Origin of the sequence: Paraburkholderia sp. JPY465, from assembly GCF_050436725.1 — a bacterium.
Lineage (GTDB): Bacteria > Pseudomonadota > Gammaproteobacteria > Burkholderiales > Burkholderiaceae > Paraburkholderia > Paraburkholderia youngii.
Genome location: NZ_JBNDMT010000006.1, coordinates 1,256,743 through 1,281,076 on the forward strand (window position 1 = coordinate 1,256,743; position 24,334 = coordinate 1,281,076).

Annotated in this window: 20 protein-coding genes, 6 pseudogenes and 1 other annotated feature; of the genes and pseudogenes, 14 read left to right on the forward strand and 12 right to left on the reverse strand. The window is 61.2% G+C overall.

Annotation, left to right across the window (positions count from 1 at the left end; all coding sequences use genetic code 11):
• Nucleotides 1–5: 5 nt before the first annotated feature.
• Complete coding sequence (locus QFZ94_RS39160; RefSeq protein WP_368581381.1) at nt 6–722, reverse strand: transposase; 717 nt, start codon at nt 720–722, stop codon at nt 6–8.
• A 213-nt stretch (nt 723–935) separates the two neighbouring features.
• Nucleotides 936–1,100, reverse strand: coding sequence for a hypothetical protein (locus tag QFZ94_RS39165; protein ID WP_429463275.1), 165 nt, complete (start codon nt 1,098–1,100; stop codon nt 936–938).
• 381 nt (nt 1,101–1,481) lie between these two features.
• On the opposite strand from QFZ94_RS39165, the gene QFZ94_RS39170 reads away from it, so the two are divergent.
• The 3 genes from QFZ94_RS39170 (at nt 1,482) to QFZ94_RS39180 (ending at nt 4,301) form a co-directional block, all read left to right on the forward strand.
• Nucleotides 1,482–2,525 carry an AraC family transcriptional regulator gene (locus QFZ94_RS39170; RefSeq protein ID WP_429463277.1) on the forward strand — a complete coding sequence of 348 codons (1,044 nt, stop codon included), beginning with the start codon at nt 1,482–1,484 and terminating at the stop codon, nt 2,523–2,525.
• Nucleotides 2,526–2,753: 228 nt separating this feature from the next.
• On the forward strand, nt 2,754–3,686 hold the full coding sequence (locus tag QFZ94_RS39175; RefSeq protein WP_429463280.1) for a hypothetical protein: 933 nt from the start codon (nt 2,754–2,756) through the stop codon (nt 3,684–3,686).
• A 42-nt stretch (nt 3,687–3,728) separates the two neighbouring features.
• Nucleotides 3,729–4,301, forward strand: a complete 573-nt coding sequence (locus QFZ94_RS39180; protein WP_429463282.1) for an OsmC family protein — start codon at nt 3,729–3,731, stop codon at nt 4,299–4,301.
• Nucleotides 4,302–4,424: 123 nt separating this feature from the next.
• Here the strand turns inward: QFZ94_RS39180 and QFZ94_RS39185 are convergent.
• A pseudogene (locus tag QFZ94_RS39185) lies at nt 4,425–4,601 on the reverse strand (glutathione S-transferase C-terminal domain-containing protein); the annotation flags it as partial.
• Nucleotides 4,602–4,646: 45 nt separating this feature from the next.
• Between QFZ94_RS39185 and QFZ94_RS39190 the strand changes: the two are divergent.
• A pseudogene (locus QFZ94_RS39190) lies at nt 4,647–5,746 on the forward strand (IS3 family transposase); the annotation flags it as partial.
• A 7-nt stretch (nt 5,747–5,753) separates the two neighbouring features.
• Here the strand turns inward: QFZ94_RS39190 and QFZ94_RS39195 are convergent.
• Nucleotides 5,754–6,476 (reverse strand): annotated as a pseudogene (locus QFZ94_RS39195) (IS30 family transposase); the annotation flags it as partial.
• A gap of 47 nt (nt 6,477–6,523) precedes the next feature.
• Here QFZ94_RS39195 and QFZ94_RS39200 point away from each other — a divergent pair.
• A protein-coding gene (locus QFZ94_RS39200) for an IS3 family transposase (protein WP_429458928.1) occupies nt 6,524–7,761 on the forward strand; the annotation gives its coding sequence in 2 pieces (ribosomal slippage) (nt 6,524–6,827 and nt 6,827–7,761; 1,239 coding nt in all).
• Nucleotides 6,814–6,930, forward strand: a sequence feature (AL1L pseudoknot). (Overlaps the previous gene by 117 nt.)
• Nucleotides 7,762–7,800: 39 nt before the next feature.
• Here QFZ94_RS39200 and QFZ94_RS39205 read toward each other — a convergent pair.
• Nucleotides 7,801–8,460: pseudogene (locus QFZ94_RS39205) on the reverse strand (transposase); the annotation flags it as partial.
• Nucleotides 8,461–8,528: 68 nt separating this feature from the next.
• Here QFZ94_RS39205 and QFZ94_RS39210 point away from each other — a divergent pair.
• Nucleotides 8,529–8,801, forward strand: a pseudogene (locus QFZ94_RS39210) (IS3 family transposase); the annotation flags it as partial.
• Between the two features lie 25 nt (nt 8,802–8,826).
• Here QFZ94_RS39210 and QFZ94_RS39215 read toward each other — a convergent pair.
• Nucleotides 8,827–9,243: pseudogene (locus QFZ94_RS39215) on the reverse strand (glutathione S-transferase N-terminal domain-containing protein); the annotation flags it as partial.
• Nucleotides 9,244–9,468: 225 nt separating this feature from the next.
• Between QFZ94_RS39215 and QFZ94_RS39220 the strand changes: the two are divergent.
• Entirely contained in the window at nt 9,469–12,249 is a 2,781-nt protein-coding gene (locus tag QFZ94_RS39220; protein ID WP_429463284.1) for a UPF0182 family protein, read from the forward strand.
• A 15-nt stretch (nt 12,250–12,264) separates the two neighbouring features.
• Here the strand turns inward: QFZ94_RS39220 and QFZ94_RS39225 are convergent, their stop codons facing one another.
• Together QFZ94_RS39225 and QFZ94_RS39230 are read right to left on the reverse strand one after the other, a co-directional pair.
• The gene (locus tag QFZ94_RS39225; RefSeq protein WP_429463286.1) at nt 12,265–12,726 is read right to left on the reverse strand and encodes a hypothetical protein; all 462 of its coding nucleotides are present in this window, start codon (nt 12,724–12,726) and stop codon (nt 12,265–12,267) included.
• A 77-nt stretch (nt 12,727–12,803) separates the two neighbouring features.
• Complete coding sequence (locus QFZ94_RS39230) at nt 12,804–13,226, reverse strand: ACT domain-containing protein (RefSeq protein WP_368581389.1); 423 nt, start codon at nt 13,224–13,226, stop codon at nt 12,804–12,806.
• Nucleotides 13,227–13,389: 163 nt separating this feature from the next.
• Between QFZ94_RS39230 and QFZ94_RS39235 the strand changes: the two genes are divergently transcribed.
• From QFZ94_RS39235 to QFZ94_RS39245, 3 genes are all read left to right on the forward strand, one after another.
• The gene (locus tag QFZ94_RS39235) at nt 13,390–13,599 is read left to right on the forward strand and encodes a hypothetical protein (RefSeq protein ID WP_410850876.1); all 210 of its coding nucleotides are present in this window, start codon (nt 13,390–13,392) and stop codon (nt 13,597–13,599) included.
• Nucleotides 13,600–13,751: 152 nt separating this feature from the next.
• Entirely contained in the window at nt 13,752–14,657 is a 906-nt protein-coding gene (locus QFZ94_RS39240) for a S1C family serine protease (protein WP_429463682.1), read from the forward strand.
• An 18-nt stretch (nt 14,658–14,675) separates the two neighbouring features.
• Nucleotides 14,676–15,344 carry a response regulator transcription factor gene (locus QFZ94_RS39245; protein WP_410850875.1) on the forward strand — a complete coding sequence of 223 codons (669 nt, stop codon included), beginning with the start codon at nt 14,676–14,678 and terminating at the stop codon, nt 15,342–15,344.
• A 38-nt stretch (nt 15,345–15,382) separates the two neighbouring features.
• Here QFZ94_RS39245 and QFZ94_RS39250 read toward each other — a convergent pair whose 3' ends face one another.
• Entirely contained in the window at nt 15,383–15,679 is a 297-nt protein-coding gene (locus tag QFZ94_RS39250; protein WP_429463289.1) for a hypothetical protein, read from the reverse strand.
• 113 nt (nt 15,680–15,792) lie between these two features.
• Nucleotides 15,793–17,184: an FAD-dependent oxidoreductase gene (locus tag QFZ94_RS39255; protein WP_429463291.1), complete on the reverse strand. Its 1,392-nt coding sequence runs from the start codon at nt 17,182–17,184 to the stop codon at nt 15,793–15,795.
• A 113-nt stretch (nt 17,185–17,297) separates the two neighbouring features.
• On the opposite strand from QFZ94_RS39255, the gene QFZ94_RS39260 reads away from it, so the two are divergent.
• On the forward strand, nt 17,298–18,854 hold the full coding sequence (locus tag QFZ94_RS39260) for an alpha/beta fold hydrolase (RefSeq protein ID WP_429463293.1): 1,557 nt from the start codon (nt 17,298–17,300) through the stop codon (nt 18,852–18,854).
• Nucleotides 18,855–18,883: 29 nt separating this feature from the next.
• Here QFZ94_RS39260 and QFZ94_RS39265 read toward each other — a convergent pair whose 3' ends face one another.
• On the reverse strand, nt 18,884–19,786 hold the full coding sequence (locus QFZ94_RS39265; protein WP_429463295.1) for a LysR family transcriptional regulator: 903 nt from the start codon (nt 19,784–19,786) through the stop codon (nt 18,884–18,886).
• 157 nt (nt 19,787–19,943) lie between these two features.
• Here QFZ94_RS39265 and QFZ94_RS39270 point away from each other — a divergent pair, with 157 nt between their 5' ends.
• Nucleotides 19,944–21,515, forward strand: coding sequence for an MFS transporter (locus tag QFZ94_RS39270; RefSeq protein ID WP_429463297.1), 1,572 nt, complete (start codon nt 19,944–19,946; stop codon nt 21,513–21,515).
• Nucleotides 21,516–21,525: 10 nt separating this feature from the next.
• Here QFZ94_RS39270 and QFZ94_RS39275 read toward each other — a convergent pair whose 3' ends face one another.
• Complete coding sequence (locus tag QFZ94_RS39275) at nt 21,526–22,347, reverse strand: aldo/keto reductase (protein WP_429463299.1); 822 nt, start codon at nt 22,345–22,347, stop codon at nt 21,526–21,528.
• Between the two features lie 119 nt (nt 22,348–22,466).
• On the opposite strand from QFZ94_RS39275, the gene QFZ94_RS39280 reads away from it, so the two are divergent.
• Nucleotides 22,467–23,444, forward strand: coding sequence for a LysR family transcriptional regulator (locus QFZ94_RS39280; protein ID WP_368581398.1), 978 nt, complete (start codon nt 22,467–22,469; stop codon nt 23,442–23,444).
• Nucleotides 23,445–23,532: 88 nt separating this feature from the next.
• Nucleotides 23,533–24,282, forward strand: coding sequence for an SAM hydrolase/SAM-dependent halogenase family protein (locus QFZ94_RS39285; RefSeq protein WP_429463301.1), 750 nt, complete (start codon nt 23,533–23,535; stop codon nt 24,280–24,282).
• Nucleotides 24,283–24,334: the final 52 nt, after the last annotated feature.

The following is a 24,334-nucleotide window of genomic DNA, read 5'->3' on the forward strand; positions in this document are numbered from 1 at the left end:
TTTGCTTAGCCCACGTGTGCGAGCGCGCGTGCCGTGCGAACCGTGGACGGGCGGTCGCGCAGCAGTAGTGGCATCAAACGCCGATTGGCTGTCCGCGCCGCCCACTCGCAATACGCGGCGCTGCCGAGCACCCAGCCGTTGAGCGTCGCCTGCATCAGGTTATCGACCTCGCATTCGTCGAGCGGCTGCGCGCCCAGATCGCGGTAAGCCTGTTGGCGCTCGAACGGCGTATTGCCGAGCGCCCGGTACAGCGCGTGATCCTTGATGAAGCTATCCACACGCGACCCAATGTGGTGCGCGCAACTCGACCACTGGTAGTTTGCCGGGTCGGCAACAAGACGCTTGCGCACCGGCGCCTGATCGATGACCTGGCTCGTGAGCAGGAAATACCGCTCGGGCTCGATCACCGTCGCCCGGTACCCGCCGCGCCACACCGCACCGCGGCGTCCATGGCGGCGGTTGAAGGTCTCGACATAGCGGCGGCACACTGCCTGCATCGCCATGGCCACGCTCGATTCGTATGAAGGCGTGACGAGGAACTGGACCGCGTCAGGCATGAGCACCCACGCGTGGACTGCCAGATCGGCGACGCGCGCGGCGTCTGCCAGACAGGCGAGGAAGTACAGGTAGTCTCCCTCGTCCAGGAATGCAGGGCCCGCGATTCCCTGCAAGATAACGTGTTGCGGTTGTTCGGGGACGTAGTGCCGTGCGAGCCGTGTCATGCTGAATTAACCGGAAATCCGCTGTGGGAACGCGATCCCACAGATATCGGACGCGTCATGGTGCGTAACGCGCTACAGAAAATTCTATCGATCATCTCCGCGCATTTGCATCGCGAAAAGGCCATTTTTCTGGCCTCTTTTCGCTGATTTGCCGATCGCAGCCAGCACCTTTTATGTCACCGCTGAATTACGGCGCCGCTTCGTATCCCAGGTCTATCCCTTGTCGAAAAGACTTAAAACACGCGAGACCGTCTTGGTGGTCAGCACCAGCAACGCGCCGGCGACGCTGTAGTCGACGTGATGCATAACGTCGACCAGATAGAAAACGGAAAGCGCAATGATCGGGTGGTAGATCGCACGGCTTATCAGGCTTTTCATCGGTATCTCACGCTGTAGTGTTCGCGCGAAGCAGTCAGTTCAGCGACGCGCCAGGTTCTAAAAGTCCGAGGAAGGCTTGACTGCCGAAGTACGGATGACGTCGATCCGTGATGTTCCTTCCTGTCGTGAACTCTGCCTGCGACATGCCGCTGCCGTCCTGCCCGTGAGTCGATGTTTCTTGACCGATCGTCCACTTCTCGCCGACGCATTGCGCGAGTCTCCAGCCGACCCGCAAAATGCTTCATAAGCTTCGCGAAAACATCGGTAAGGAATTTGTCATCGCGTGAGATAGCGGGTATAACATGTAGCCCTTGGCCGTCCTCGCGATTGCGCGACGGCCAGGTTTCTCGCCCGGGAAATCGCATTTCACGCGAGCTATCCATGGATGCAGTCTCTGATGTTCTGCGCGCCGTTCGTCTGAGCGGCGCCGTGTTTCTGAACGGGACATTCACCGCGCCGTGGTGTCTGATCGGCCGCACCGATGCATCGCTCTGCGGCGCTTATTTGCCGCCTTCCGAGCGCGTCGTTTCCTATCATCTGATCACAGAGGGGAGTTGCTGGGCGAAGCTGGCCGGCGATCCCGGTTCGGCCATTCACGTCCATGCCGGCGAACTGATCGTGGTGCCCCAAGGGGAAACGCACATCATGGGCAGCGCGATCGGCTTATCTCCGGTGCCGTCGGACTCGCTGCTGGCCGGGCAGATGGCGACAGCACCCGGTGAAGTGATGACGCTGTCCCATGGCGGCGGGGGCGCTGTGACGCGCATCGTGTGCGGCTTTCTGGCCTGCGACGATACTTTGAACAATCCGCTGCTCTCGGCGCTGCCACGACTCTTCAAGATCGACATGCGCCAGGATCCGCGCGCGGCATGGCTCGAGTCGTCTCTCAAACTTGCTGCCGCCGAAGCGGCCGAGTCGCGCGCGGGCGGCACGATCGTGCTTGCCAGGCTATCGGAACTGCTTTTCGTCGAAGCGATCCGCAGCTGTATCGAAGCGCTGCCTGAGAACCAGACCGGGTGGCTGGCCGGCGTGCGTGACCGCTACGTTGGGCGCGCGCTTTCGCTGCTTCATGCGCAGTCGGCGCATGCGTGGACCGTCGAGGAGCTTGCGCGCAAAGTGGGCCTGTCGCGTTCCGCGTTGGCGCAACGCTTTACCGATCTACTGGGGCAGCCGCCGATGCAATACCTCGCCAGATGGCGCATGCAGATTGCGGCGCACGAACTTCTGACCGGTAGCAAGCCGCTCAACGCTGTGGCGGAACAGATCGGCTATGAGTCGGAAGCCGCGTTCAGTCGCGCGTTCAGACGCGAATTCGGCATGCCGCCTGCCGGCTGGCGCAAGAGCAAGGGACAGCCCAACGGCGCGGCAACATCAGCGCAGCCCTCGCAACATCCGGGTGGCCTCGCCGCAATGCCGGACCGGTGATGTCTGCCAGGAGGCGCCGTGCCGGCTCGACGACCTCGTCTGTCGATCCGTGCAAGCAGCGAGAAGAAACGGCGTTTCAGTCATATCGCGCGGCGACTCGATCATAGAACCTCCAGACTCCCAATCGTAAATTGAGCGTGCCGGAAAGCCAGACCATTCGACTGGCTCCGCCCGGCGAACCGACGCTCAACGCCGGACCGCGCAGCGGTCCACATTGGGAGAACTTCTATGAACGCAGTATTGCGGCTGTCCGATCGCGATCGCTACGCCCGATGCATTCGCGCTTCGAAATTGGTCAATTGGGATATCGACCGTGATGTGATCGGAGGCCGTACCTTCGATATGTCCCAGAAGTATTTGCCGGACGGACTCTCGCTGGTGCCGGATTTCATCACGCTGTCGGACGCGGAAAAGCGGTTCGTTAGCCAGATTCAGGGGCGCACCTACGCGAACGTATTCGGGCTGGTCGAGCGCTTCATCAATGCCAAGGTGCTGGAAGTGAGCCGAGACTACTGGCTCGGCGATCAGGTCGCGCTCGAAGCGCTGGTGCGCTTCAGCGACGAAGAGCTCAAACACCAGGCGCTGTTTCGGCGCATCGAACGAATGATCGGCGAAACGCTGCCCGCCGGTTATCGCTTCGACGTCGATCCCGATGCGCTTGCCGCCGTGGTCCTCGGCAAGAGCACGTGGGCGGTGCTGGCCATGACGCTGCATATCGAACTGTTCTCGCAGATTCACTACCGCCAGAGCATTCATCCTGACGATCAGCTATCCGAGCTGTTCAAAGATGTATTTCTCTACCACTGGAAGGAAGAAAGTCAGCACGCGATTCTCGACGAGCTCGAATGGAAACGCCACGACGCTACGCTGACGGATGCGGCGCGCGATCACGCGGTCAACGAGTTCATCGAACTGCTGACCGCGTTCGACGGCATTTTGCGCGTGCAGGCGGCAGCGGACTCGCGCTATTTCATCGCGAACTGCGGGCGTGCCGTAGTCGAGGCCGAAGCCATGTCGATCGAAGCGAATTTCCATCACGCTTACCGGTGGCAGTACCTCCATTCCGGTATGCATCATCCTCATTTCGCGGAAGTGCTCGATGGGCTCGTCTCCGAAGAGCAGGGGACGCGCATCCGGGCGGTCCTCGCCACGATGCATTGAGCGCGCGGACGCACACGACTCATCCAGCTAAAGGAGAGAAATATGAATGCCAATGTACAGCCTACCGAAGCGCATATCGTCAACGGACTCAACGTCGACGATCTGCTCGCGCTGATCGACGACGTCAGGCGCGATGTGTCGAAAGCCGCGTCCAGCTGGCGCGTCGCGACCGTCTGGCAGGGCCAGACGCATAGTCGCGCGGAGGTCGACGGGTTCTCGATCGGCGGCCAGCGTGTGCCGCGCCGATTCACGATAGATATCGACGAGCCTTGCGAACTCGGCGGATCGAACCGGTTTGCGAATCCCCAGGAACATCTGATCGCGGCGTTGAACGCGTGCATGACGGTGGGCTACGTCGCGCAATGCGCGGTTCGCGGGATCACGCTGCAATCGCTCGAAATCGAAACGGAAGGCGACATCGACCTGAGGGGGTTTCTCGGGCTCGATCCGCAGGTCGCGAACGGCTACGAGAGTTTGCGTTACACCGTTCGTATCAAGGGCAACGGCACCAGGGAGCAATTCGCGGAAGTGCACGACGCGGTGATGGCGACGTCTCCGAACGTCTACAACCTGGCGAATGCGGTTGCGTTGAAAGCGACGTTCGTCGTCGAGTGAATGGCAAGGCGTGACGCGCGCGGCGAGGACCGGATGGTTTTCGCCGCGCCGCGTTTGCCTGGCGTGGACCTTACGAGGCGGTGAAGACAATCATTGGCGGGCGCGGCGACGGTCGGTGCTTCATCATTCCAGTCCCTCGTGCTTCATCGCAAGCTGGACGGCCGGACGCGCGCGCATGAGTTCGGCAAAGGTTGCCAGTTTCTCGGGCACTTCGATACCCATCTTTTTAGCCCAGAGCAGCATGGTGAACAAATAGGCATCAGCCACACTCGCTTCGCTGCCGAACAGGTAACCACCCCTGAATGAACTGACCCCGAGAAGTTGGACACTTCTGCAGGGAGTCTTGTGGGCAAGTATTCGGAAGAGACCAAGCTCGCGGTCGTCAAGGATTATTGTTCGGGAACGGCGGGGCTCAAAGTCGTTGCTCGCCGCCATGATGTGGATGTTACGTCGCTACGCAAATGGGTGGCAGGTTATCGTTCGCATGGTGCTGCTGGCGTAAGGGAAAAGGCGCGGGCCACCTATAGCTTAAAATTCAAGCTGTCGGTGTTGCGACGCATGCGTGACGAGAGCCTCTCCTATCGGCAAACGGCCGCGCTGTTTGATATTCGCAACTTCAATATTATCGCTACGTGGGAGCGCAACTACGATCAAGGCGGACTGGAGGCCTTGTCTCCGCACGCTTCCTTACGCCGCAAGAAGATGACAAAGCATCAGACCACAGAATCTCCGAGATCATCAAAGGGCGACGCTGGGCGCACTCGCGACGAATTAATGAAGGAACTGGACAACCTCCGCATGGAGAATGCCTATCTAAAAAAGCTCAATGCCTTGGTTCAAACGACCGCGCCGCAAGCGCAGCGCAAAAAGCGCAAATCGTGATCGAGCTAAGGCACCAATACCCTCTTGCCGGTCTGCTCAAGCTGGCAGGCTTGGCGCGCAGCACTTTCTATTATCAACAGAAGGCGCTGCAGCTAGTCGACAAATATGCTGACCTTAAGGCCCGGATCAAGGCTATCTTCGACAGACATAAAGGGCGATACGGCTACCGGCGAATCACCGCTGCGATCCGACAAGAGGGCCAGACCGTCAACCACAAAACGATCCAGCGTCTCATGGGTGATCTGCGTCTGAAGTCCTGCGTACGGATCAAGAAATACCGCGCCTATAAGGGCGAGGTTGGCAAGATCGCGCCCAATATCCTTGAACGTCAGTTTGACGCGCATTTGCCTAACCAGAAGTGGGTCACAGACGTGACCGAATTCAACGTTCGGGGAGAGAAGCTCTATCTCTCCCCAGTGCTTGACCTGTATAACGGCGAGATCATTGCGTACCAGATGGCCCGGCGTCCTTTGTTTGACATGGTAGGCACGATGCTGAAGAAAGCGTTTGGTCGGCTCAAGCAGGGCGACAAAGTTATCTTACATTCCGACCAAGGCTGGCAAGGCGAATTCAACCGGTCGTCGCAACACTGGATTGTTGAACAGATTTTAGGTACTCGTCCAGCGCTTCCGCAGGCGTCTTCCAGCCGAGCGTTTTCCGGGGCCTGGTATTCAATATGTTAGCAACGGCTTGGATCTCTCGAGCACTCCACCGGGACAGGTCTGTGCCCTTTGGAAAGTATTGTCGTAGAAGGCCATTGGTGTTTTCGTTCGTACCGCGCTGCCATGGGCTGTGCGGGTCGGCGAAGAATACCTTCACGCCGGACTCGATAGTGAAGCGGGCGTGATCGGACAGCTCCTTGCCACGATCCCAGGTTAGTGATCGCCACAACTGGGCAGGCAGGTCCGCCACGGTCTTCTTGAGTGCGTTGGCCATCGTGACAGCTCCGTAGCCGGCCAGCGCGGGTCCGTTTTTCGTGCGCGGAATCAGTCCATAGCCTTTCTCCCGGGGTAAGTGCACGAGCATCGTGAAACGGCTTGATCTTTCCACCAGCGTCCCAATGGCGGATCGGTTCAGGCCAATGAGCAGGTCTCCTTCCCAATGGCCCGGCACAGCACGATCTTCCGCCTCTGCAGGCCGACTGGAAATCATCACCTCCTCGCTTACGTGCGCCCACGCCTTGGCACGCGCTCTCGCTCGGGGAACGCGCAACGCACGACCGGTGCGCAGGCAGCCCACCAGCTCGCGCTTGAGCGCGCCGCGCCCCTGAATATAGAGCGCTTGATAAATTGAACCGCCCCGGGTTTTCCGGAGACTCCACTTCTTGAGAAAATGGAGCTATGGAAAACACGAAGAAGAAATCCCCAAGATACTCGCCGGAAGTGCGTGAGCGGGCTGTGCGAATGGTGCTGGAACATCAAGGCGACCGGGAATCGCAATGGAAAGTGATCGCGTCGATTGCGGCGAAGTTTGGCTGCTCGGGCGAGACGCTGCGTAGCTGGGTGCGCAAGGAGGAGCGGGATCGGGGTTTGCGCCCGGGCACGAGTACGCAGGAGCAGGATCGGCTCAAGGAACTGGAGCGGGAAGTACGTGAGCTTCGGCAGGTCAATGAAATCCTGCGCAAGGCGTCAGCGTATTTCGCACAGGCGGAGCTCGACCGCCGACCGAAGTGATGATCACGTTCATCGATGATCACCGGCACGTCTACGGGGTCGAGCCGATCTGCAGGGTGCTGCCAATCGCACCGTCGACGTACTACACCCATGTGGCTCGCCGCGCCAATCCTGACCTGGTGCCGCCGCGGGCCCAGCGTGACAGGATGCTCAAGGATGAGATCCGGCGCGCGTGGGAAGAAAACTTCCAGGTCTATGGCGCAGACAAGGTCTGGACGCAATTGAAGCGCGAAGGCATTGTCGTGGCGCGCTGCACGGTCGAGCGGCTGATGAAGCAGATGGGCCTGCGCGGCGTGGTGCGGGGCAAGACGGTACGTACGACAGTGAGCGATGGTTCGACGCCGTGCCCGAAGGATCTGGTGAAGCGGCAATTCACGGCCGAACGGCCCAATGCGCTGTGGGTTTCAGATTTTACCTATGTATCGAGCTGGCAGGGCTTCGTCTATGTCGCGTTCATCATCGACGTGTTCGCCCGACGCATTGTCGGCTGGCGCGTGTCGAGCTCGGCGCGCACGGACTTCGTTCTGGACGCACTGGAGCAGGCCTTGTACGAACGACAGCCGGCGCAGCAGGACGGGCTGATCCATCACAGCGACCGCGGCGTGCAATACGTATCGATCCGCTATACGGATCGGCTGGTCGAGGCGGGCATCGAGCCGTCGGTGGGCAGCGTGGGCGACTCCTACGATAACGCACTGGCTGAAACGATCAACGGCTTGTACAAGGCAGAGGTCATCCATCGCCTCGGACCGTGGCGCAATCTGCAGGCCGTTGAAATGGCGACGCTCGAATGGGTGGACTGGTTCAACAATCGTCGGCTCTTCGGCCCCATCGGCAACATTCCACCCGCGCAGGCCGAAGCCGCTTATTATGCAAATCTCGCTGGGTCTGCCGCCGTGGCATGACTCAAGCAAAATAGTCTCCGGGAAACCCGGGGCGGTTCAAATGGCTTCGTGAGAGATGCGCATACACTCATCGTCCGGGAAATCTACCTGCAATCGATTGGCAATCTGTTCAGGTGACCAGCCGTTGACCCACTTTCGGTCACCGCGATTTGGTTTATTTCGCCCCTTGAACGGCGCCTGCCTGGGCCCGGCAATTTCACGACCATCAACGTCATGTACTTTGCCCTCCAGGCGCTCCTGTACATATTGACGCAGCCGTGCATTAGTCGCCAGCTTCGCTGGCTTTGGTCGTTTAGCGAACCGTTCCGCCTTCCACTGCGCGACCGAAGCACGATACTCGAGGCACCCACCACGGGTCGCCGCATTGCGCGTGAGTTCCCGCGAAACGGTTGATGGATTGCGTCCGATACGGCGGGCGATCTCGCGCACCCCGAGGCCCTGGGCAGAAAGCAATGCTATCTCTTCTCGCTCAGCGAACGACAAGTATCGACCCGCAATAGGTTTCGACATGAATAGTGGCATGCCGCCACGATAGCGGAACCAGCGCGAGCCTACCGCTTGAGATGCGCCTACCGCCTCCGCTGCTTTCTCGCTTGTAATGCCAGTCGCGATCTGGTGCCAAAACCGACGCTCGATCTCATGTCCAAGTGATGGCGCGCCCGGCGAGTACATCGCTCCTCGCCCCGTCAACCGATACACCTGCTTTACACTTCGTCCCATGCAACACCCCTCGATAGAAGGTGTTGCGACGACCGGTTGAATTCGCCCAATACCAGATGCCGGTCTACCGGCGCCTTCTTGAGGCCCGCTCGATCACACAAAGCATGTCGCGCAAGGGCAACTGCTACGACAATGCCGCCATGGAGAGCTTCTTCGGAACGCTCAAAGCGGAGTTCTTTCGCTTGAACAAATTCGACAACCTTAACGAGCTGGAGACCGGCATAAAGGACTATATCCGATACTACAACCATGACCGTATCAAGCTAAAATTGCAGGGCATGAGCCCCGTCAAATATCGGGCTCGATTCGGTCAGGCGTAGTCATTTAACCGTCCAACTTCTGGGGGTCAGTCCAGAACATGGTGGCGATCAACTGAAAGCGTTGACCGAGCTTCTCACGCGCTGCCGTTGCTTCAGCATCCGAAGTGGGCTTGAAAACACGGCCGAACTGCTTGTGGATTTCTGTCGAAATGAACGCGAGCATCTCGAGCAGGCGCAGGTTGCCAGGTTCGCTATTGGGCGCAAGCGCAGGCTTGCGCTGTGCGACCCACGAAAGAATCGCGACATTCTCGGTAAGCCGCTGACCATCATCCATCTCGAGGGTTGGGACGTAGCTTTTTGGATTGATCTGATTGAACTGCTCCCCCGTTTCGGTCTGCTTCGACTTCAAATCGACGCGAACCCTGTCGAAAGTGAGGTCGGCCTCATGCATTGCGATATGGTCGGCGAGGCTGCAGGCACCAGGCGAATAGTAGAGCTTCATGGTAGGGGTCCCCCTTTCTTGAAATGAACTCGACCGTTTCATCGCAGCAAAGGGTGTGCCGCCGCCAGAGAAACCGTCCGGCGGACTCGATAGCATGTAGAAACTAGGGTCACTAGTATTCTGACTATGGCTCCTACAATAATTCAAGCTGTCTGACCCGGCCCATCCGAACCAGGATCACAACCGCAGCACGGCATCGGCGACGGCCAACGCACAGGAGGGACTATGCGGTCGGAAGTGAAGTCCGGCGTGCGTCTGAGACGTTATGCAATCGCGGTGGCGGCCGTGGTCGTTGCGCTGATCGTCGTCGGCCGCATCACCGGCGTCCTCGTCGACTGGCTGTGGTTCTCCTCGGTCGGCTATGGTGGCGTTTTCTGGACCCTCCTTTCCGCGCGGGTGCTGCTGTTTGCGGCTGTGTTCGTAATCTCGGCGTGCGCGATCTGGCTGTCGGGGATGTTGGCGCATCGTTACGCGAGGCGCGTCGATGTCTTGCGAGCGCAAGCGGCCGATCCGTCGCATGCGAGCGAGGTTGCGGTCGAACTGTCGGAACTGATCGCGCCGCACGTTCCCTGGCGCGCCAGTATTGCCTGCGCCGCGATCGTCCTGGGGCTGGTTGTCGCCGCTAGCGAAGCTTCGAGCTGGGACATCGCGCTTCGCTTCATTTATCAGGTGCCTGTTGGCGCGCGCGATCCGATCTTCGACAGGGACATCGGCTTTTATCTTTTCTCGCTCCCCGCGTATGTCGCTCTGAAGAACTGGCTGCTGCAGCTAGTGTTCTGGAGCGCGGCCGTGGCAGGTGCGGTCTACGCGTTGCGCGGCGACATTGCGCTGGAGCGGCCACCACGCACGCTGTCGGCCGCCGCTATCACTCATGGCTCCGCATTGCTCGGGTTGTTCTTTGCGGTGAAGGCGTGGTCGTGGTGGCTCGACCGCTTTCTGCTGCTCTATGGCGACAACGGCGTCGTGGTCGGCGCGAGCTATACCGATGTCCACGTCGAGTTGCCGGTCCTGTGGATGCTTATCGGCCTTGGAGCCGCCTCGTCCGTTGCCCTGTGCATCAACATGCGCCGGCGCAGCCATCTGCAGCCCGTCGTTCTCGCATTGCTCGTATTCGGCAGTTCGATTGTGTTCGCCGAGATCTACCCATCGCTGTTTCAGCGCTTCTATGTCAAGCCGAGCGAGCTGAAACTGGAAACACCCTATATCGAGCATACGATCGCGCTAACGCGACAGGCATACGGCCTCGCAAACATCGAGGTCAAACCGTTCGAGGCCGAGCAGGGATTGACGCTCGACTCGCTGCAGGCCAATCGGGCGACCATCGACAACATCCGGCTATGGGATGTGCCACCGCTGATGGACACTTACGCACAGTTGCAGGAGATCAGGACTTACTACAAGTTTCTTTCGGTGGACATCGACCGCTATCAGCTCGATAGCGGATACAGACAGGTGGTGCTGTCGGCGCGCGAACTCGACCCGGCGATGCTTCCATCCAACGCCCAAACCTGGGTGAACCTGCACCTTATCTTTACTCACGGCATCGGCGTCGTGATGTCGCCAGTCACCGAGAAGTCCACTGAAGGCTTACCGTCTTTCTATCTGCACGATATTCCGCCCGTCTCCAGCGGCGGCCCGGCCATTCGCGAACCACGTCTGTATTTCAGTGAAGGCCGCCAGGACTATGTGATCGTAAACGGCAACGTAGCTGAGTTCGACTATCCGCGCAGGCCGACCAATGCATACACGAGGTATAGCGGGCGCGACGGCGTCACGCTCGGCGGTGTGGGGCGCCGCAGTCTCTTCGCCTGGCAGCTCGACGATCCGAACATTTTGCTGAGCGGCTATATCACTGACCAGAGCCGGATACTGCTTCACCGCAACATTCAGGACCGCGTGCGGACGATCGCGCCGTTCCTGACTCTCGACCATGACCCCTATGTCGTCGCGAGCGATGGGCGGCTGTTCTGGATCCAGGACGCCTACACCGTCAGCCGGTGGTTTCCGTACTCCCGGCCCGGTTTCGGCGAAAACGCCAATTACATTCGAAACGCGGTCAAGGTCGTGGTCGATGCGTATGACGGCACGGTCGATTTCTACGCCAGCGATCCCGCCGACCCGCTCTTGCGCACATACGAGCGCATCTTCCCCGGTATGTTCAAGCCTTTGGACGCGATGCCAGCGGGTCAACGGCAGCATATCCGCTACCCCGAAGATCTGTTCCTGATCCAGGCGCAGCTCTACCGCGCGTATCACATGGATGCGCCGGAAGTGTTCTACAACCGCGAGGACCTGTGGCAGTTTCCTCAGGAACTGGTCGGCATGGATGGCGGAAGCTCCGCCAGTACCATGCCGCCGTATTACACGATCATGCGACTCCCCGGCGATCCGCGCGCCGAGTTCATTCTGATGCTGCCGATGGTGCCGAGCCAGCGGGAGAACATGATTGCGTGGCTCGCGGCGCGCTGCGATCAGCCCGGGTACGGCAAGCTCATCGTGTATACGTTTCCGAAGGACAAGCTGGTCTACGGGCCGTTTCAGATCGAAGCGCGCATTCAGCAGAATACCGAGATCTCGCAGCAGATCTCGCTGTGGAACCAGATGGGCTCACGCGTCATTCGCGGTCATCTTGTAGTCGTGCCGATCGAGAACTCGATCCTCTACGTTTCTCCGCTCTATTTGCGCGCGGCGTCCGGTCAGTTGCCGGAGATGAAGAGAGTGATTGCCGCCTATGGCGACCGTGTGGTGATGGAGGATACGCTGGATCAAGCGCTGGCGGCGCTATTCCAGCAGACCGCGCGAGCGTCATCGCCGTCCCGGGGCACGGTGGATGCTCGCGCGCGAGAGGCACTTGCTCACTACGACCGCGCCATCGAGCGATTGAAGGCGGAAGACTGGAGCGGCTTCGGCGCGGAACTGAATGCGCTGCGGCCGTTGCTCGAGGCGCTCGGTGCTGGCCGTTCCGATGATCAAAAATCACCAGCGGGACAGGGAACAGGCCGTTGAATGCCTGTGCGTCGATCAATGCGGCTCGCCGAGGCAAGCGTCGGCAACATCGACGATCGGCTCGCTGTCGGTGTGAGCTTCCGGAAACCGATCAACGCACCTGATCTGAACGTAGGTCCACCACGTTCCCGGTGGATCGTGACCCAGCCACATCACGGTGGCCGCGACCTTGGTTCGCAGCCCCCATTGCCGCCAGTCGGCGCCGGTCGGCGAAAAGTTTCCGTGAATGTCCTTATACAGGTTGCGGTCCAGGCCGTACCGCTTCAGATAGGGCGGGTTGATGCGCTCCTCGAGCGTAGCCGGCTCGCCACGTGCGATGCCCACCTGCGCGAGATCCGCGTCCCGACGGAAATCGCTGACGGCACGGCCGACCACCAACAGCTCGAACAGCAATACCCCGCCAATTGCGATGCAAGTCGCAACAATGCAAAGCGAGAGCGCCCAAAGCACCCGCCTTGTGGTCGTCGGTGTCTTCATCCCTGCCGACCTCGGTACCGGCATCGCGATTCGCTGCCAGCAAGAGCCAAGCCGGTCCGCAGTCCGGTACGGGTACTTCAGGCCCTTTGTAGAAGGTCAATCGCCTTTTCGGCGTCGTCCAGCGAGTCGAGCGCGAGATAAGCGATGAACTGCGTGCCAAGTACAGCGGCCGACACGCCGCGGAGATTGATCCCGCCATCCGCCAGCATCTGGCTCAATTGCGCGATGATGCCCAACTGGTCCAGACCCATTACACGGATGGAGTGAAGGCTCGGCGTGACGCTGAACCCCGCCTGGGTGGCGGCGCGGGTCACACTGTCTCCCTGTAGCGGAGCGACGAACACGACTCCCTTACCCGATGCCTCTGGCGTGCGACGCGCCACGATGAACTGCAAGTCGGCACCAGCATCCCGCAAGACGCTTAAGACTTTCGCAAGACCTCCCGGTTTGTCGTCGATGGTAGCTGCCCAAACCTCGACATGTTCCACACTCAGTTCCATGGCCGTCCCTCCCGGCTCGAACCTCATTAGAAAAATCTACTTCACGAACGGCAGGCGGGCAAGGCCCGTTGGACGGCGCACCGGTCGGCGATCCGCGTCCAACTTGCTCCTGCTGGGCATCTGTATCAAGATCAAGTCGCCTCTTCACCAACAGGCGACTCTGATGACAGACGATCCCGATGACGATCCCGCTACCGATCCCGACGAGCTGAAAGGCCCAGGCGGCATGAGCTTGAGGCAGATCCACGAACAGGTGCGGAAGTCCGCCCAGCGCGACCGCGAAGCGCAGACTGCACGCCACGCGCCCGCTCCTCCGCAAAGCCGCTGGCAGCGATGGGTGCGCTATGTATGGGGCCGTAGCGGGCGACGCTAGGCGCGGGTTGAAATAGGTCCGAACTGCATCTACCCGGCTACCCATTCGGGTGGTGTGCGCCCCCCGTGGTTCTGTCATTGTGAATCCGTCGTCATCACGCAATGGGCAGGGGGCTTGAAATGGAAACCACATCCTCGAGCGGCAATCCTTTGATGGATCTCTCGGACAATCTGGCGGACATCGTCGCGCGTGTAGGGCGGAGTGTCGTGGCGGTACACGGCCGGCATCGCATGCCGTCGAGCGGCGTAATCTGGCGACGTGGCGTCGTCGTGACGGCCGCACACACGATCAGGCGTGAGGAAGGAATCGAAGTCACATTGACCGACGGCCGCACGGTCGCCGCGGTCCTCGCGGGCCTGGACCCGGGCTCCGACGTCGGCGTGCTGAAACTGGACGGCGTCGATCTCGACCCGATCGATTCTGGCGATGCCCACTCACTGAAGCCGGGTCATCTTGCGCTCGCCGTCGCCCGTGCGGACGATTCCGGCGTTAGCGCTGATTTTGGCGTGATCGGCGGCGTAGGGGGAGCCTGGCGCACGTGGAGAGGCGGACAACTCGATGCGTTCGTGCGACTGGACGGCGGCCTGCGCCCTGGTTTCTCCGGGGCGGCCCTCGCGGATATGCGCGGGCAGGTCGTCGGCATCTGCACGTCGGCGCTGATGCGCGGCGCCGGCATCGTGATTCCGGGGACGACCGTGGAGCGCGTCGCCGATGAACTGCTGGCGAAAGGGCGCGTGTCGCGGGGCTACCTTGGTGTCGGCACGCAGCGGGTCGGCCTGCCGGAAGCCTGGGTCAAGGAAATGAACCTGTCGTTCGGCAGTGGCCTGTTGATCAACTCGCTTGCGCCGGGCGGCCCTGCGGAGCAGGCGGGCGTGCTGATAGGCGATGTACTGATCGAACTGGACGGCAAGGCTTGCCGCGACATGGGCGACGTCAGTGCCGCGCTGGGTTCGGCAAGCGTTGGGCAGCAGTTGCAGATCGCCTTGATTCGAGGTGGCGAACGCCACGCGTGTTCGGTCACGGTGGGCGAACGGCCCCAACGGAATTCGTGCAGATGAGGTCCGGGAAGGGACGAAATGTCGGATGGACAGACAGGACAGACAGCGCCTTTGCGGGTCGCCGTGATTGCGGCATCGTGGCAAGAGCGCGCGAGCCTGCAAGCGCTTGTCGAGGCGAACCCGGCACTCAAGTTCCTGGGTAGCGCAGCCGACGCCGAAAAGCTCGTCGATTGCCTCGCCGGTTCGGTGCCGGATGTGATCGTCACCGACATCGCGCCGGAGGCAAGCGACGCGCTCAAGACTCTGCTCGAACTCTCGCACGCGTCGCCGTCGCTCGTGCTGTTGAGCGACGACCCGGACAGCGACTGGATGCTCGATGCGCTGCTCGCCGACGCGGCGGCCATCCTGCCGCGCAACGCGATGCCAGCCGAAATCGTCGCGTCCATCGAAGCCGTCGCCGCGGGCCTTTGCGTGCTGACGCCCGACATCCTCGCAAGGCTGCTCGCCGAAACGAGACCGTCGCGCCAGAAGGCACCCGGCGACACGTTCGAAGCGTTGACGTTACGAGAGATCGAAGTGCTGGCGATGCTCGCCGACGGACTCGGCAACAAGGAGATCGCGCGGCAACTCGACATCTCGGATAACACGGTGAAATTCCACCTGTCGTCCATCTTCGGCAAACTCGGTGCGACCAACCGCACCGAGGCGGTGATGCTCGGCATGCGGCACGGATTCATCATGGTGTAGACAATCTCGTGTTGGTCTACCCGCGACGCTGCACGATGTCATGTTCGAGCGTTTTCCACGAGCGCGGCAATCTGCACGAATTCGACGTCGGGGCGTACACCGTAAAGACCGGTTACCCGATCGCGGAGCTCATCGGTGAAGAACGCTTTGGCTGCGTCCTCCGAGTCCCAAACGTAGAAGTTCGTGGCTTCACGCTTTGCGGAATTGAGCGTGAAAGCCTTTGAACGTAGCCCCGGCATTCCCTCGAACCCCCCACGTGCGGTCTCGGCAATCGTCCGCACAGCTCGTTCATCGAAATTGTCGCCGTAGCGAAACGTAACGAATACACCGATCATGTCGTACTCCTTTCGACGCAATCATCAATGGAAGCTTCGACGGAAGGGGCCGTCTTGGCAGGAACTGCACCCGCGCGGACTCGCGCATGCAGGTATGGCTGGGCTTGCCTGATCTACGTTAGTTCAATTCGCTCGTTAGCGGGCGGCTCGCTCGATTGCGAGCGAGAAAGCGGTGACGCAGAGCTTCGGTTGCCTCGCCAGACGCGCCAGGCAATGGCCGGCCTCAGCAGCGACGGCGGTGGAACCATCAGGTTGACGACCTTCAGAAACGCGGTTGCCAATGCGCTGTCGCGGGTCGCGGCAACGTGAAGCCAGCCGATATACCGGTTGATGAAACGTAGCATCGGCGGCCGCCGGCCCTCGATGAGCGGATTGCGAAGGTCGTTGCCGACCGCGATATCCCATGCAACGTCGACGATTTTCGCGGCCTCCGTGAAGAATCGCCGCGCAAGATCGTGCGCGCCTGCGCGCAGCAGGCACCGTTGCAGCGTCAGCGCCTCCTGCGCCGCGACCGTCATGCCCTGTCCGTAGACCGGGTTGAAGCTGCAGATTGCGTCACCGAACACCAGGTAGTTGCCGGGAAAGCGTGCAAGCTTCTCGTAGCGACGTCGCAAGCTGTGGACGTAGCGGTAGCGCCTGTAGCCGCTCAACGGCTGGGCTGCGGCGACGATGTCATGAATTTCCATGGTCGGCAGCGTCGCCAGATACGCGAGAAAGCCCTCATCGTTATCGGGCGCCTCGTCGCCGAGAAAGCCGCCGGTACTGACGATCCAACTGTCGTTCTCCTGTGCGAGGATCACGCCGTTTCGCCAGTTCGGCGCACTACCGGCGACGATGATGCCGAGCTTGCCGTCGAGATCGGTCGGCCGACGTCGATAGGTGCGGGTCGTGTAGCCGATGCCGACCTCGACCTTCTCGCTGACGGGAGCCGGGTAGCCGAGCACCGCGAGCCACGTCGCGCTGGACGAACCGCGTCCACTCGCATCGACGACGAGATCCGCGTCGAGGGTCTCTTCGGGCTTGCCTTCGGCGCGTATGCGCACACCCGTCACGCGCTCGCGGGCGGAGTCGCTGGCGAGCCCTCGCACCGCGCAGTTCTCGATGGCGCGCACATTCGGCAGTGCCAGAAGCCGCCGTCGCAGATGGCCTTCGAGCACCGGACGGCTCGCGAGAAGGCCGGTCAAATCGCTGTTGCCATTGGCAAGCGTGACGTTGCGGCCGATCCAGAGCAGGTCGTTCACGACATCGCCGAGCAACCCGCCGCTTTGCGTGACGACCTCGTTGTTGTATCCGGGAAAGAACTCCTCGAGCACCGCGCTGCCGCGGGCAAGCAGCCCATGTGTGTGACGGCCCTGCGGGACGCCTTTGCGCCAGCTGTCCTCTGCCGGAAACGCATCGCGTTCGAGCACGGTCACGGTGGAATAGAAATCCGACAGCGCGCGCGCGGCCAGCAGCCCACCCATTCCGGCGCCTATCACGATCGCATGCTTACCCAGGTTCTTCATGGCAAATCCTCCGGTGCGATCCGCCGCAATGAGTGCAGCGATGATCGTCTGGCGTGCATGGTAGGATCGACGCGTCCCCTGAGCGTCCCCTCGACGCCGTCATGGAGGCTTGCATGACGATGGCTCTGTTCAACGTGCGGACGCTTGGTTTTCCGGAGATTCGTCGGGACGACCAGCCGTGTCCGATAGGCTTGCGCAAAGGCCTGGCCCTGCTGATCTATCTGGCCGAAGCGAAGGGGCCGGTCGGACGCGACGTCGTCGCGACCATGTTGTGGCCGGATAGCAGCGAAGATGTCGTACGGGTGCGGCTGCGGCGCCTGATGTACCGCCTCCAGCTGACGCTGGGCGGCGACGTCCTCACCACCGACCGGTCGACGCTTCGATGGTCATCGGCGATCGACCTGCATATCGATTCGCAACTGTTCGAGCAAGCCTGCGATGTAGGAGAGTTCGAGCGGGCATGCCGTCAATATTCGGGCGACTTTCTCGAAGGTTTTTCACCCGGCGATTGCCCGCAGTTCGACGAGTGGGCTTTCTTTCGCCGTGAGGCCTTGCGGGGCAGGGCGATCAACGCGCTTGAGCGGGTGGTGCAAGACAGGCATGCGGCAGGCGACTACGCGGCTGCGGCAGCGCACGCGGGCCGTCTCGTTGCGCTGGACCCGCTCAGCGAAGCGTACGCGCGGCATCTGATTCGCAATCTGCTGCTCGCCGGTGATCGGGCTACGGCCGAGCGCCACTTCGATGCGCTGACCCAGCGCCTTCGCGACACGCTCGATGTGGCGCCCGAAACCGAGACCCGTGCGCTGCTGAACGCCGTCACCGCATTGCCGATCGAGGCGCCGCCGCCGACCCGTTATGTCCTCGGCGGCGGCGTCCATCTCGCGTTCCAGACCTACGGCGCCGGCCGCATCGATGTGTTGCTGCTGCCTGGTTTCGTGTCCCACGTCGAACGGATCTGGGAGGAGCCACGGTGCCGGGCGTTCCTGTCCTCTCTCGCTGAGATGGGCCGGCTCATCCTGCTCGATCGTCGCGGTATCGGGCTTTCCGATCGTGTCGGCTTCAACCCCGGCGTCGACGCAACCGCGCAGGACATCGGCACGGTGCTCGACGCCGCCGGAAGCCGCCGGGTGGTGTTGTTCGGTGCGTCCGAGGGTGGTCCGGCGTGCATCAAATTTGCCGCCGATCATCCCGATCGAGTCATCGGTCTCGTCCTGTTTGGCTCGCTGGCGAAGGGAAGCGCGGCACCCGACTATCCGCACGCGCTGCGGGCTAGCCAGTACGACGCGTGGCTCCAGCAACTCGTCGCGGCGTGGGGCGGCCCCGCGGGCATCGAAACGTTCGCGCCGAGCCTGTCTCGTGACCCCCAGGCGCGAGCTTGGTGGGCAGGTTTGCTGCGGGCCGCGTCGAGCCCGGGAGCGCTCAAGGGCGTGCTCGAGGCGTTGCGCGATATGGATGTGCGGGATCTGCTGGGCCGGATTGCGGCTCCGACTCTGGTGCTGCACCGTCACGACGACCACGCCGTTCGGATCGGCGCTGGCCGGCATCTTGCCAGCCACATCGCGCACGCACGATACGTCGAACTCGACGGCGCGGATCACTGGGTTTTCGCGGGCGACCAGGCAGCCGTGCTGACCAGCATCAGACAATTCGTTGGCAGTCTGGCTGCATGACTGAATCGGTCCTGGATGCTTGACGCACCTCAACGGAGAATCATTGGTGGGATCTCCGCAACCAGTGCATCGATGGCGCAACGAGTCTTCGACGGAAGATATCGCGTGTTCGGCCACACCGCGTGGATGTCCTGTGGTCGCACGCCGCAACGCTCCCTCACCGCGACGAGTTCGCCCGTCATCACATATCGTGTCAGCAACCAGCATGGCAACTGCACGAGCCCCAGACCGGCGACGCCTGCTCCGGCAATCGCCTGGATATCGTCCAGGCTCAGTTGCGGCTTGATCAGCAATTCGCGTTCAATCCCGTCCGTGTCGAGTACGCGCCACGGCGACATCGCACCGGCGCGCGAGTAGGCGATGCCCGCATGCTTCGCGAAATCGTCGATATCGACGGGCGTCCCATGCCGCGCAAGATAGGCCGGGGCCGCTCCGATGCTCGTTTCCTGAACGCCGAGATGCCGTGCGGCGAGGCTCGTGCTGTCGCGCAAATCGCCGATGCGCACCGCAAGATCGATGTTTTCCTCGACGAGATCGACTGCCCGGTCTGTAAACGAGATGTCGATCTGTAGTGTGGGGTGCTTGCGTGCCAGTCCGAACAACACCGGAGCGACGCAATGGTGGCCGAATGCGAGCGGCGCGCTGACCCGCAGGCGCCCGCGTGGCTCGCTGTATCCGGTCTCCAGTTCGGCTTCGGCGGCGTCCAACTCGGCAAGCGCCCGGACGCATCGATCGTAGTAGCTGCGCCCCGCCTCCGTCAGTGTCTGGCTACGCGTCGTGCGCTGAAGCAGACGTACGCCGAGGCGAGCCTCGAGCTTCGCTATCACTTTGCCGACGGCCGACCGCGTAAGGTGCATGCGTTCGGCCGCAACCGTAAAGCTGCCGGCTTCGATCACCTTGACAAAGACCGCTACGCCATCGAGTTGATCCATCGAATTGGGTCCTTGTGGGAATAAGTTGTGGGAAAAACTGCCTCAATAGGGACGTTTGTTCCCGTTATAGTACATCGGACGTGATGCTGCTGATCGATTAGCTCCCCTGTGTACGCCGACGTGTACGCGCAAACGCACCTTTTCCCTGCGATATCTCATGACACTCGCCACCCCTCCGAAAAATGCCGTGGCGCTCGCCGCGGTATGCCTGACCTCGCTGATGTTCGGCCTCGAAATTTCCAGTGTGCCGACGGTGCTTTCCACCCTTGAAAGCGTGCTGCACGCAAATTTCAAGGAGATTCAATGGATCATGAACGCCTACACGCTCGCGTGTACCACCGTGCTTATGGGCACGGGCGCGCTGGCAGATCGTTTCGGACGCAAACGCGTCTATGTGGTCAGCATCGTGATGTTCGGGATCACCTCGCTCATCTGCGGGCTCGCACAGAGTGCGCCGGTCCTGATCGTCAGCCGTTTTTTTCAAGGGATGGGCGGCGGAGCGATGCTGATCTGCCAGGTGGCGGTGCTGTCGCATCAGTTCCAGGAGGGGCGCGAGCGCAGCAAAGCGTTTGGCGCTTGGGGAATCATCTTCGGCATCGGCCTTGGGTTCGGTCCGATCATCGGCGGCATGATCGTCGCAGTCGCCAACTGGCAGTGGGTGTTCCTCGTCCACGCGTTGATCTCGATCGTGGCACTAGGTCTCGTCTACGCGGGTGTGCAGGAGTCCCGTGACCCACATGCGCAACACCTGGACCTTGCCGGCATCCTCACGCTTTCCGCGTCATGTTTCGGCCTCGTTTATTTCATTACGCAAGGACCGGATCTCGGCCTGGACAGCCCCGTCGCGCGAGGCATCGTCGCGGCGACGGGGTTGAGTTTTATCGCGTTCATCGTCGTCGAGAAGCGTAGTCGTCGGCCGATGTTCGATTTTTTCGTGTTCCGGACCCGCCGGTTTTCAGGTGCGATATGCGGATCGATGGGCATGAACTTCAGCTACTGGCCGTTCATGATCTACCTGCCGATCTATTTTCAGGGCGCGCTCGGCTACTCGAACGTGAAGTCCGGACTGTCGCTGCTCGCCTATACGCTACCGACACTGATCGTGCCGCCATTTGCCGAGCGGCTTGCGCTGCGCTTCGATGCGCGCAGGGTCATTCCGCTCGGACTGTTCATTATCGGTCTCGGCTTCATCGTGATGAGGTTCGGCGCTGGCGTGGAGCAGGCGAGTTGGCTCACGATGCTGCCGGGATGCCTGTTGTGCGGAACCGGGCTGGGGATGACCAACACGCCGGTCACCAATACCGCGACCGGCTCGGTCTCGCCGAACCGCGCAGGCATGGCCTCGGGTATCGATATGAGCGCGAGACTGATCAGCCTGGCCATCAATATCGCGCTGATGGGTTACATACTCTTCGAAGGCGTGCTTTCTTATCTTTCTCGCGCGCTTGCCGGCCTTTCCGAAGCATCGTCGCTGCGTTTTCTCGCGCAAAAGGTGGCCGCAGGCAATTTTGCGGATCTCACGCAGGACAGCGCGAAACTCGCAAGCGCCGATCCGCATGGCGTGATCGCTCATGCGGCGCTCGTCCACGGCTTTGGTCTCGTGATGCTGTACGGCGTGATCTGTGTATGGGCTTTGGCGCTGCTCAGCGTCGTCGCGTTCGGACTGGGCACGCAAGCGCATCGTCCGAACTCTGCACTGGATGAGTGTGCCCGTCGCCCGAGCACCTAAGCCTGCTGAATCACGCGTCCCACTGGGGAGCGAAGGGGGGAGTGACGTAACGCTGGTCCTTGCGAAGCGCTGCGATTGCTTTGCGGTCATCGTCGTCGAGTCGAACCGCTAGCGCATTGAGATTGGCTTGCTGGCTTTCGCGCCGCTGTGCCTTGGGGATCGCAATAACGCTGTCCTGATCGAGCAGCCAGGCAATGGCAATCTGTGCGGCAGTCGCACCGTGCTTGCTGCCGATCCGCGCCAAAGTCGTATCGCTTGCCGCACGTCCCTGTGCGAGCGGCGCATACGCCACCAACGGGATGTTTTTCGAACGCAGATAGGCGAGCATCGCGGACTGATCCAGGAACGGGTGATATTCGAGTTGATGACAGGCGATCGGCGCGCCAATGTCCTCAACGGCCGCTTTGATCAGCGGCATATTGAAGTTGCACACGCCAATGCCGCGGGTAAGCCCCGCCTCCTTGAGCTCCATGAGCGTCTCCAAAGCAGCCGCAAGATTCATGTCGCGGGACGGCCAATGGATCATGTACAGGTCGACGAAATCAAGCCGCAGCTTCTCGAGACTGCTGGCAAATGCGCGGCGCAGGGCATCGGGTTCGAGGTTCTCGTGCCATACCTTGGTCGTCACGAATAGCTCGTCCCGCGCGATCCCCGAGCCGGCGATGGCGGCGCCCACCGATTCCTCGTTCTGATACATCTCGGCGGTATCGATATGCCGATAGCCAACTTCCAGCGCGCTTTCGACGACCGGCCGACAGTCGTTGCCGGGCATGCGGAACGTGCCGAAGCCCAGGCGTGGTATTGCGAGCTCTGCGCGTTTGATCGTTTCCATGCTGTTCCTCCGTGTGGGTGAGGCGTCCAATGTCTCACGCGCCAATTGATGAATAAAGTATGGTTCAATCAAATCTGAAATGATTAAAATCACGAATCCATCATTGCTCGAGGCGCATCATGACCTTCGACGGTCGATTGTTCGCGGGGATAACGGTGCTTGCCGCTGTCGCGGAAAGCGGAAGTTTCGTTCGCGCCGCGGAGGCGCTCGGCGTGTCAGCGTCCGGCGTAAGCAGAGCGATAAGCCGGCTGGAAAAGCAGATCGGCGTCCGCTTGCTCGACCGTACGACCCGATCGCAAACCTTGACCGACGAAGGAAGGCGTCTCTACGAGACCGTCAGCCCGCATCTGGTCGGCATCGAGTGCGCGGCAAGTACGGCATCGGGTTCTGCCGGCGTGGTCCAGGGCAAGTTACGCGTCAACGTGGACCCGTTCTTTTCGCGGACCGTCCTCGCGTCGAAGCTGCCGGCATTTCTGCAGCAGTTTCCAGAGCTTTCGGTGGAATTGATCATGCGCGATGACGTGGGCGATCTCGTTGCGGATGGCTTCGACCTCGCGATACGTTTCGGGCCGCCACCCGTTGGTACTCTGGTTGCTCGCAAGCTGCTGGAAGCGCGGATCATCACGGTCGCGTCTCCGGCTTACCTTGAAAGCAACGGCAGACCCAATCGTCCAGATGACGTCGTCGATCACGAACGCGTACTTTTCTACAATCCGTTATCGGGACGCCCCTTTGAATGGGAGTTCCATCGGGGCAAGGAAGTCGTCAGCATTCCGGTTTCCGGGCGGCTGCTGGTCTCCGATGTCGGCACGATGCTGAACGCTTGTGTAGCGGGCGCAGGAATCGCCCAGGTCATGTCGATCGGAACGGAAGCACTGATCGCACAGCGAGAGCTTGTCGATCTGTTTCCGGACTGGCCGGATGAACGTTTCCCTCTATATGCGCTCTACCCGTCGCGTCGGCATCTGGCCGCAAAGGTGCAGGCGTTCATCGCGTTCTGCGTTGATGCGCAGATCACGCCGAATGGATCTGCGGCCTCGGCGCAAGCAAAGCGGAGCCGATCCCCATCGAGGCGTTCGCGTTCCCGGTCGCGCTGATGTGTGCGGAGAAGGCGAGGAGCGGGGATTTCAGATATTTAACGAACGCTGACCGGCGAGGCGGCACAGGACTCAAGGAGGCTATGCGATGCTCGCACTCTTTACCGATTTCGGGGCCGACGACATCTATGTCGGGCAGGTGAGGGTCGCCTTGCTACGACACGCGGCAGCCGGCACTCCCGTTGTCGATGTGCTGCACACTGCGCCGAACTACGACGCGAAGGCAGGCGCGCATCTGCTCGCCGCGCTATCGCATTGGTATCCGCCGGACTGTGTGTTCCTTGCCGTGGTCGATCCCGGCGTGGGTAGCGAGCGGGATGCCGTCGTGCTGCAAGCCGACGGGCAGCGGTTCGTCGGACCGGACAACGGGCTGCTCTCGGTCGTGGCGGCGCGCGCGGCGCATACCCGGACCTGGCGGATTACATGGCGTCCGGGCGCGCTTTCCGCCTCATTTCATGGCCGCGATCTGTTCGCGCCGATGGCGGCATGGCTCAGCCGCGGCGAGTTGCCTTCCGACAAGCTCGTTGAGAGGACAGGCTTGAGCGTGCAACTGGATGCGGGCGATTTCGCCGAGGTCATTTACGTCGATCACTACGGCAATGCGCTGACGGGGCTGCGGGCTGGAACGGTGCCGAGGTCTGCACGGCTTCGCATCGGAGATGCCGATGTCGAATACGCGCGGGTCTTTTCCGATGTAACGGCCGGTCAAGCTTTCTGGTATGAGAACTCGATCGGGCTCGTCGAGATCGCCGTGAATCGCGGCAGCGCCGCGACGCAGCTTGGTGTACGTGTCGGGGATGCCGTCGAAGTGAAGGGGGGCGGTGAATCGGTGGCATAGCCCGCACTATCAGAGTTGGAGCGCCGCGAAAGTGCCTGAAAATTAAAGCCTA

Bases quoted from the DNA above. Each gene is read 5' to 3' on its own strand.
- QFZ94_RS39240 (WP_429463682.1), top strand. From the start codon at position 13,752: ATGGATCTCTCGGACAATCTGGCGGACATCGTCGCGCGTGTAGGGCGG.
- QFZ94_RS39180 (WP_429463282.1), top strand. From the start codon at position 3,729: ATGAATGCCAATGTACAGCCTACCGAAGCGCATATCGTCAACGGACTC.
- QFZ94_RS39220 (WP_429463284.1), top strand. From the start codon at position 9,469: ATGCGGTCGGAAGTGAAGTCCGGCGTGCGTCTGAGACGTTATGCAATC.
- QFZ94_RS39235 (WP_410850876.1), top strand. From the start codon at position 13,390: ATGACAGACGATCCCGATGACGATCCCGCTACCGATCCCGACGAGCTG.
- QFZ94_RS39250 (WP_429463289.1), bottom strand. From the start codon at position 15,679: ATGATCGGTGTATTCGTTACGTTTCGCTACGGCGACAATTTCGATGAA.
- QFZ94_RS39230 (WP_368581389.1), bottom strand. From the start codon at position 13,226: ATGGAACTGAGTGTGGAACATGTCGAGGTTTGGGCAGCTACCATCGAC.
- QFZ94_RS39170 (WP_429463277.1), top strand. From the start codon at position 1,482: ATGGATGCAGTCTCTGATGTTCTGCGCGCCGTTCGTCTGAGCGGCGCC.
- QFZ94_RS39285 (WP_429463301.1), top strand. From the start codon at position 23,533: ATGCTCGCACTCTTTACCGATTTCGGGGCCGACGACATCTATGTCGGG.
- QFZ94_RS39160 (WP_368581381.1), bottom strand. From the start codon at position 722: ATGACACGGCTCGCACGGCACTACGTCCCCGAACAACCGCAACACGTT.
- QFZ94_RS39265 (WP_429463295.1), bottom strand. From the start codon at position 19,786: ATGGATCAACTCGATGGCGTAGCGGTCTTTGTCAAGGTGATCGAAGCC.
- QFZ94_RS39260 (WP_429463293.1), top strand. From the start codon at position 17,298: ATGACGATGGCTCTGTTCAACGTGCGGACGCTTGGTTTTCCGGAGATT.
- QFZ94_RS39175 (WP_429463280.1), top strand. From the start codon at position 2,754: ATGAACGCAGTATTGCGGCTGTCCGATCGCGATCGCTACGCCCGATGC.
- QFZ94_RS39225 (WP_429463286.1), bottom strand. From the start codon at position 12,726: ATGAAGACACCGACGACCACAAGGCGGGTGCTTTGGGCGCTCTCGCTT.
- QFZ94_RS39245 (WP_410850875.1), top strand. From the start codon at position 14,676: ATGTCGGATGGACAGACAGGACAGACAGCGCCTTTGCGGGTCGCCGTG.
- QFZ94_RS39275 (WP_429463299.1), bottom strand. From the start codon at position 22,347: ATGGAAACGATCAAACGCGCAGAGCTCGCAATACCACGCCTGGGCTTC.
- QFZ94_RS39280 (WP_368581398.1), top strand. From the start codon at position 22,467: ATGACCTTCGACGGTCGATTGTTCGCGGGGATAACGGTGCTTGCCGCT.
- QFZ94_RS39255 (WP_429463291.1), bottom strand. From the start codon at position 17,184: ATGAAGAACCTGGGTAAGCATGCGATCGTGATAGGCGCCGGAATGGGT.
- QFZ94_RS39165 (WP_429463275.1), bottom strand. From the start codon at position 1,100: ATGAAAAGCCTGATAAGCCGTGCGATCTACCACCCGATCATTGCGCTT.
- QFZ94_RS39270 (WP_429463297.1), top strand. From the start codon at position 19,944: ATGACACTCGCCACCCCTCCGAAAAATGCCGTGGCGCTCGCCGCGGTA.